Source organism: Thalassolituus sp. UBA6592 (genome assembly GCF_002433655.1).
In the GTDB taxonomy this organism is placed as follows: Bacteria; Pseudomonadota; Gammaproteobacteria; order Pseudomonadales; family Oceanobacteraceae; genus Venatoribacter.
The window spans coordinates 1-7,849 of the sequence record NZ_DJIO01000043.1; the positions used below are offsets into that span (position 1 = coordinate 1).

6 protein-coding genes are annotated in these 7,849 nt (G+C 54.1%); 2 read left to right on the top strand and 4 right to left on the bottom strand.

Translation table 11 applies throughout. The features are described 5' to 3' along the window. Positions 1–386: 386 nt before the first annotated feature. Positions 387–1,382, bottom strand: coding sequence for a glutathione S-transferase family protein (locus B2Z72_RS03925; protein WP_296982570.1), 996 nt, complete (start codon positions 1,380–1,382; stop codon positions 387–389). Positions 1,383–1,908: 526 nt separating this feature from the next. On the opposite strand from B2Z72_RS03925, the gene B2Z72_RS03930 reads away from it, so the two are divergent. Beyond that, on the top strand, positions 1,909–3,699 hold the full coding sequence (locus B2Z72_RS03930; protein ID WP_296982571.1) for a hypothetical protein: 1,791 nt from the start codon (positions 1,909–1,911) through the stop codon (positions 3,697–3,699). 140 nt (positions 3,700–3,839) lie between these two features. Here B2Z72_RS03930 and B2Z72_RS03935 read toward each other — a convergent pair whose 3' ends face one another. Together B2Z72_RS03935 and B2Z72_RS03940 are read right to left on the bottom strand one after the other, a co-directional pair. Further along, the gene (locus B2Z72_RS03935; protein WP_296982572.1) at positions 3,840–5,345 is read right to left on the bottom strand and encodes a protein adenylyltransferase SelO; all 1,506 of its coding nucleotides are present in this window, start codon (positions 5,343–5,345) and stop codon (positions 3,840–3,842) included. Positions 5,346–5,523: 178 nt separating this feature from the next. Further along, positions 5,524–6,099 (bottom strand): NnrU family protein, encoded by a 576-nt coding sequence (locus B2Z72_RS03940; protein ID WP_296982573.1) that lies wholly within the window; start codon positions 6,097–6,099, stop codon positions 5,524–5,526. A gap of 161 nt (positions 6,100–6,260) precedes the next feature. Here B2Z72_RS03940 and ansA point away from each other — a divergent pair, with 161 nt between their 5' ends. After that, the gene (gene ansA / locus B2Z72_RS03945; protein ID WP_296982574.1) at positions 6,261–7,292 is read left to right on the top strand and encodes an asparaginase; all 1,032 of its coding nucleotides are present in this window, start codon (positions 6,261–6,263) and stop codon (positions 7,290–7,292) included. Positions 7,293–7,348: 56 nt separating this feature from the next. Here ansA and B2Z72_RS03950 read toward each other — a convergent pair. Next, positions 7,349–7,849 (bottom strand): LLM class flavin-dependent oxidoreductase (locus B2Z72_RS03950; RefSeq protein WP_349681237.1); only part of this gene is annotated, 501 nt, incomplete at its 5' end.

The window sequence follows — 7,849 nt, forward strand, 5'->3', positions numbered from 1 at the left end:
AGATACAAGGGTGGGCTCCGCCCATCATGGGTACAGCAAGAAGACGGAAACAACAATACAACAACATTGGTGCGCAGTGCGCACCCTACAATTATTGGTGTCAGAGATTAATGTACAGGACGGGGTCATCCGAAAAAAAGGCGAATGGGCCTGCGGCCATCGGAGCTGAAGCACCTCCTACAATGATTCGGATCGGCGGATTATTGTAGGAGCGGCTTCAGCCGCGATTCCGGCGCAGCCGGACGTTACGGATTATTAGGGATATCGGTGCGCATTGCGCACCCTACAATGATCCGGATCGGCGAATTATTGCAGACGTGGTTTAAGCCACAAAGATTGCACGACCACACTGGGGACGCTCTTAAAAAGAGACATCCCCCTGCGTTTTACACCAGTGTCTGGCGTTTATGGCTGCCGCTGAAATCCAGTTCAGGGCCGATGGGTACGATACCGGTCGGGTTGATGGTTTTGTGGCTGGCGTAGTAATGGCGCTTGATATGATCAATATGCACGGTACCGGCCACACCCGGGTACTGGTACAGGTCACGCAGATAGCCGGACAGCGCCGGGTAATCGGCAATGCGTTTCTGGTTGCATTTAAAGTGGCCAACGTACACCGCATCAAACCGGATCAGTGTGGTAAACAGGCGCCAGTCGGCTTCGGTTAAATGGCTGACGCCGTGTTCATCGGCGACCAGCCAGCGCTGGCGGGTGAGGCGTTCTTCCAGCCAATCGAGGGACTCAAACAGCTGTTCAAAGGCTTCCTGATATTTATCAAAGCTGGTAGCAAAACCGGCTTTGTACACGCCGTTATTAACGGTGTTGTACACGCGCTCATTCACCGCATCTATGTCGCTGCGCAGTGTCTGTGGATAAAAATCCAGAGCATTGCCGGTCAGTTCATTAAACGCGGTATTAAACATGCGGATAATTTCAGAGGATTCGTTGCTGACGATGCAGTTCTGCTGTTTATCCCACAGCACAGGCACGGTCACGCGGCCGCTGTAATCGCTCTGGTTGCGGGTGTAAATCTGATACATAAACTCACTGTGGAACAGATCGTCGCCGCTGCTGCCGTTTTCTGTATCAAAGGTCCAGCCGTTCTCCAGCATATCGGTGGCCACGACAGACACACTGATATGATCCTGCAGATTCTTCAGCTGGCGGAAAATCAGCGTACGGTGCGCCCACGGGCAGGCGTAAGAGACATACAGATGGTAGCGGCCACTTTCCGCTTTAAAACCACCGCTACCAGTCGGGCCAGCGCTGCCATCGGCGGTCAGCCAGTTACGCAGGCGGGCGTCTTCGCGTTCAAAAGCGCCGCCGCTTTTTTCCGTGTCGTACCATTTATCCTGCCACTGTCCTTCTACCAATAAGCCCATACTGACCTCTTCTGTCGCAATTGTTGCTGTATTTATCTTAAATTGACTATGAAACGCAGGATAACAGCCAGACGGAGGATAAAAATCACAAAATCCCGAAGGCATATTTCGGAATATGCGAAAGGTTGACCTGCAGCCCGCACGCACCCGGGCTGTCCGGCCCGGCAGCTGCTCTCTGGCCATAGCAGGCCGTTATTGCCCCAGCTTGCGCAAAATGACGAGCCGGTATCCGCGTGATTAAGCTCCCGCGGCTGGCTTCTCCACAATGTGAGCTGTATCAACAGCACAGCGGGGAGGAATCCGTTATCATGCCGGCCTGGATGATGTGGGGCTGTTCAGAGCTATTTGCTCAACGTTACTGAACAGCGCCGCTCTGTTGTAATCACAAGGATGGAGTCATGATGTTGAACAATTCTGTTCGTCTTTGCCGTACCCGTTTGTCCGCTGCTTTCCGCTGTGCTGATACCTTTCCCGCTGCTAATACACATCGCTGACCAAACTGGCTGTTGGCTCTGCGCTGGCTGTTTTGCTGACTGCCTGTGGTGGAGGTGGCGGCGGTTCATCTTCAGCAGGAAATGGTTCGGGTAACGGTTCTGGTAATGACGAGCCTGTGGTAGCTCCGGCAGTTGCCGCCGAACCAACCTTCACCGTAAATGCGACTAAACAGTTCAGCTTCAGCTGGGCTGACGTTGCTGATGCAACCTTTTATCGTATGCTGGAAAACCCTGACGGTCAGTCTGGCTACAGTCAGCTTGGTGATGATATTCCTGCCGGTGCAGAAAGTGCTTCGTTTGAGGTCCCGTTATTTCTGCGCGTAGAGGCCAGCTATATTCTGGCCAGCTGTAATGATGGCGGTTGCATAGAATCTTCTTCTGTTTCGGTTACAACCGCGGCAGGAGCAACCGACATCAATAATGGTGTAGGCTATTTTAAAGCCGCTAATGCCGATGTGGATGATGGTGGTGTTGCGACGTTGGAGCGTATTCAAGCCTTCCGCCCGGCCTTTAACCTGGATGCCAGCCGTATGGTGTACGGAGCTGTCTATGAAGACAGTAACAGCGCATCTGCACCAGAAAATAATGAAACCACCGATTCGGGTGCCGTTTACGTATTTGATAAAGATGCATCAGGAAACTGGTCACAAACCGCTTATTTAAAAGCACCGCTGCCAAGTGAAAATGAATGGTTCGGCTCTTCCGTTGCTATCACCGGTGATGGCAATACCATTGCTGTCGGTGCAGCAGGTGGCAGCAAGGCCTACATCTATCAGTATGAAAATGGCAGCTGGCAAAATGCCGCGATTCTGAGTCCGGCAACAGCCTTTTCGGGATCGGAACCTACGGAATATTTTGGTGGGGATATCGACATCAGTGATGACGCTACCACCGTTGCGATCAGTGCTTATCGTGATCGTCGCGATTCAACTGGTGAGAATATGGATGCGGTAGGCACTCTGGCCGGGGCTGTATATGTATTTGAGCTTAGTTCGAATACCTGGAGTCAGGCTGCCTACCTTAAACCCGAATATATCGCCGGGGGCTTTTACTTTGGCCGCTCTATCGACCTGACGCCGGATGGCAGCCTTCTGGCTGTTGGTGCTGAAGGGGAGCCAAGTACATCAGCAAGTAACGGCGATCAAAGTAATACGGACCTGCCTTTCAGTGGAGCCGTATTTATTTACGAGCGATCAGAGAGCAGTTGGAATGAAATAAGCTATCTGAAGCCGGATTACAGGGATATAGAAGAGAATGATGGCTTTGGTAGTGCGGTATCCTTCAATGATGACGGAGAAATTCTTGCTGTTGGTGCTTTTGGAGAGGATAGTGGTTCTAAACAGATAGATATGGGGGTAGATAATAATGATGCTGATGGCTCAGGAGCAGCTTATATTTTCACCCGATCTGGAACCACTACATGGCACCAGGATGTTTACATAAAAGCTCCTAATAATAACAGTGTTCATTCCTTTGGGAATACGATCTCGCTCAGCGGGGACGGTGCCGTATTAGTAGTAGGCAGTACTCGGGATTTCAATAGTCATGGAGGAATCCAATCTGATATTCTTGATGATAATAGTTCAAACCATGAGAGTGGTTCGGCTTATTTGTTTCAAAATACCGGTAGTGAATGGGCTTATAAATCTTATATCCGATCACCGAATATAAATGTTTTAGATGTATTTAAACGGGTAAGAATTTCGCGCGATGGCAAGACGGTCGGCATCTCCTCATCGTTTGAATCCAGCGATGCCCAGGGAATTAACGGTGATATGTCGAACACTGAGGCGCCAAATTCCGGTGCTGTGTTTCTGTACTGATCTCTATAGTCGCTACTAAAAAAGCCCGCGGATGTTTCGTCAGCGGACTTTTTTATTTCCGGGTACTTACTCCAGACATTTGCGCCCGGGTAATTTCTCCAGACATTTGCCCCCGGGCACTTGCACTGTCTTTCCGTTGGTCAGGTACCGCAAAAGGTTTTCAGCACCTGTTGTTGCGGAGTGGGTGGTGTGCTTAGTGGGTGGTCGTCTGCAATATCGGCAAAGGGTTGCTGCAGGGCACTGAGCAGATTTTCAAAGACGGAAAAGTCGCCTTCTTCGGCGGCACGGATCGCCGCCTGCACATTATGGTTGCGCGGAATCAGCGCCGGGCTGGCGGCTTTCATGCGCTGTTGTGCTGCGTGCAGATCGCTTTCTCTGTGCGCCAGATCCTGCTGCCAGTTATCCAGCCAGTCGTTGAGGTTCTGTTGCAGCAGGCTGGTTTTGCGTACTTCCGGATAATCCAGCAGTGCCAGTAATGCGCTGCGGTCCGCTTCTTTATCCGCCAGGTCAGACAGGCGGCGGAAGAACAGGGTAAAGTCGATACCGCCCTGCTGCAGCAGATCGAGCAGGGCTTCGGCGCGCTCTTTGTCGTTTTCTGCGCTGCTGGCAAAACCCAGTTTGCGGTTAAAGCCGTCCAGCCAGGCATCCTGATGCCATTGCGCAAAATCCTGCAGAATGTCGGTTGCCTGTTCGACGCTTTGTTTTTCATCACCGGGAAATAACGACAGCAGGGTTTCCGCCAGCCTGGCTAAATTCCACTGCGCAATGGCCGGTTGGTTGATGTAGGCATAGCGGCCATTGCGGTCGATGGAGCTGAACACGGTTTCACGGTGGAATGCGTCGATAAAGGCGCACGGACCGTAGTCGATGGTTTCGCCGCTGGCGGTCATGTTGTCGGTGTTCATTACGCCGTGAATAAAACCGATGTTCATCCACAGGGCGATCAGTTCGGCCTGCCGCTGGCAGATGGCTTTGAACATCTGCAGGTATTTATCGTCGGCGCTGGTGTCGATGTGCGGGTAGTGACGCTCCAGCACATGATCCGCCAGCAGTGTTAAGGCCTCAGCATCGCGACGAAGGGCAAAATACTGAAAGGTGCCGACGCGGATATGGCTGGAGGCTACGCGGGTGAATACGGCACCGGGCTCAAGACGGTCGCGCACTACGCGTTCGCCGGTACTGGCCACGGCCAGAGCTCGGGTGGTCGGTACGCCAAGCGCGTGCATGGCTTCACACAGAATGTATTCACGCAGTGCCGGTCCGAGTGGGCAACGGCCGTCGCCCATGCGGGAAAACGGTGTGGTTCCGGCGCCTTTCAGCTGAATGTCTTTGCGCTGGCCAGTGGTATCGAGCAGATCGCCGAGCAGGATGGCACGGCCATCACCGAGCTGCGGATTGAGCTGACCAAACTGGTGGCCACTGTATGCCATGGCCAGCGGTTCGGATTCATCGAGTATGGTGTTGCCGGTAAAAATATCGGCCAGGGTCTGAGCATCGGTCTGGGTGCTGTCAAAGCCCAGTTCAGCGGCGAGCTGATGGTTAAAGCGGATCAGTGCCGGTTGTTTCACTTTGCCGGGCAGCACCTGTGCATAGAAGTGCCCGGGCAGCTGAGCGTAGGCGTTGCTGAAGGGAATATGCAGGGTCATAAGTGCGTACCGCCGGAAATCAGAATGATTGCGCAGGATAGAGGTTATGCGGGCGCTGCGTCCAGCGGTAAGGGCCGTAATGGCGGTCCTTACGGCTGGCTTACCCTGTGCAGTTGGTCTGTTTTGCGCTGGCCTGTGGTTAAAACAGCTGGTTAAAACGGCTGGTTAAAACGGCTGGTTAAAACGGCTTAACGCCGATCAGCAGTGCGTGCAGCCAGAAGGCAACCGCCGCCCATACGCCAAGCGCCACGCTTAACGTGATCAGGTCACGGCTGAGGCCTTTGTACGGTTTTTTCACGCCGCTGGCTTTGTCGCGCCGGCGCGATATCAGGAAGCCCAGAATCCCCCAGATCATCAGGCTGCCAAACAGCAGAATATCGTGCACACCACCGTTGGCTAATAAATGTGAAAACGACCAGACTTTGATGCCTGCGTACATGGGGTGGCCAATTTTAGCCTGCAGAATATTGCCCGGTATCTGGCTGGCAAACAGCAGAATAAAGGCCGGTAAGGTCAGCAGTATGGTGACGTGGCGCAGCCACAGAGGCGGTTGCCACAACCAGAGCGGATCAATACGCGCCTGACCATAACCAATCACCATAAGCACAATCCCGCTGGCGGCGATCAGGCTGTAAATGCCTTTCCATGGCAGCAGACCGATACGGGCAATCATCTGCGTGCGCCATGCGGGTGCGGCCAGTTTGACTGAGTGGCCGCCGATAAACAGCAGCAGGCCAGCGATTAACAGTTCCATTGTGTTATCCCCCGGGGTTTTATACCGTAAGCTATCGGTTTGTGGTTTTTGCCTGTGGATGTTTCGCTCAGAGCGTCTTTTCTCTGAGCGCGTGTGAGAGTGACAGACGCGGGCAAGGTTCACAAGACTGTTTTGTTTATTCTGGCGGAAGAATGGCTGCGATGTATCAAGCACGAAAACATATTTATATTGCCTACACGGGCGGCACTATTGGCATGATGACGTCGGCAAAAGGCGGGCTGACGCCGCAGCCGGGAATGCTGGAAGACAAGCTGCGTTCGCTGCCGGAGTTTACCCGCAAGGACATGCCGGAATTTACTCTGCATGAGTATCCGACACTGCTCGATTCCTCCGATATGAGCCCGCAGCACTGGGGTATTATCGCCGCCGATATTCTCGCCAATTATGCCAAGTACGATGGCTTTGTGGTGCTGCACGGCACGGATACCATGGCCTACACCGCTTCGGCGCTGTCGTTTATGTTGCCGGATCTGGGTAAGCCGGTGATCGTTACCGGTTCGCAGATTCCGCTGACAGCGCTGCGCTCCGATGGCCACGATAATCTGCTCAATGCTCTCTATCTGGCGGCTTATCATCCCTGCGCTGAAGTAGGGCTGTTTTTTAATCACAAGCTGCTGCGCGGTAACCGTTCGACCAAGGTGAATACCAGTGGTTTTGATGCTTTCGATTCTCCTAACTGTGAGCCGCTGTTCCGCGTTGGTATTGATGTCGAGCCGGTGTTGCCAGCGCTGCGCAGCCTGCACGCCATGCAGCCGGAATGGCAGCCGGTGCAGAACCGGGCGGTGGCCATTATGACGCTCTATCCGGGGATGGATTTCTCGCTGGCGCAGCATCTGCTGGAACAGGATCTCGATGGCCTGATTCTGCAGACCTTTGGTGCCGGTAACGCGCCCCAACAGCCGGAATTTCTTGCCGCTCTGGAACGGGCCTGTGAGCGCGATATCGTCGCAGTGAATCACACCCAGTGCCTGCGCGGCAGCGTCAATATGGGTGGCTACGCCGGCGGTAATGCACTGCGTGACTGCGGACTGGTATCGGCGGTGGATATGACACTGGAAGCGACGCTGACCAAGCTGCATGTGTTGCTCAGTCGCCCGGGGGATAAAAAATCTGTGGCGGCGATGGCGCGCCGGCAGATGGAAAAGCCTCTTTGTGGTGAATTGACGGAGTGAGGTTCTGGTAGGTGGTAAGTCAGCTGTAAGGCGCCTTATAGGCGCCTTTTTTGTGCTCAGCTGTTACGTATCTGCTGCAGCAATTCCAGCGCGTGCATACGTTTCTGACGATCGTAAATATCGTTGGTGAACATAAATTCATTCACCGGGAAGCGTTGCTGCACCGCTTCCAGTTTGGAGCGCACGGTGGCCGGGCCGCCGACCACGGATAGCCCGAGGAAGGCATCGACTCTGGCTTTGATCGCCGGGTCCCACAGGCCTTCGGTGGTTTCCACCGGGGCCGGCAGGAAGATTGGCTGACCGGTGACCAGGCGCATCACGCGTTGCTGTGAGCTGGTGTTCAGGTAGCGCGCTTCTTCATCGCTGTCGGCAACGATCATCGGCAGACAGAGTATGGAGTAGGGCTCCTGCAGGTGTTCTGAAGGCTGGAAGAATCTGTGGTACAGCTCGATGGCTTCGCTGGCCAGCTGCGGCGCGAAGTGCCCGGCAAAGGCGTAGGGAATACCGCGCTGGGCGGCCAGCTGGGCGCTGAACAGGCTGGAGCCGAGCAGCCAGAT

What these genes read in the sequence shown, in the direction of transcription:
- B2Z72_RS03925 (WP_296982570.1), bottom strand. Translation starts at nt 1,382, where the DNA reads ATGGGCTTATTGGTAGAAGGACAGTGGCAGGATAAATGGTACGACACG.
- B2Z72_RS03935 (WP_296982572.1), bottom strand. Translation starts at nt 5,345, where the DNA reads ATGACCCTGCATATTCCCTTCAGCAACGCCTACGCTCAGCTGCCCGGG.
- B2Z72_RS03940 (WP_296982573.1), bottom strand. Translation starts at nt 6,099, where the DNA reads ATGGAACTGTTAATCGCTGGCCTGCTGCTGTTTATCGGCGGCCACTCA.
- ansA (WP_296982574.1), top strand. Translation starts at nt 6,261, where the DNA reads ATGTATCAAGCACGAAAACATATTTATATTGCCTACACGGGCGGCACT.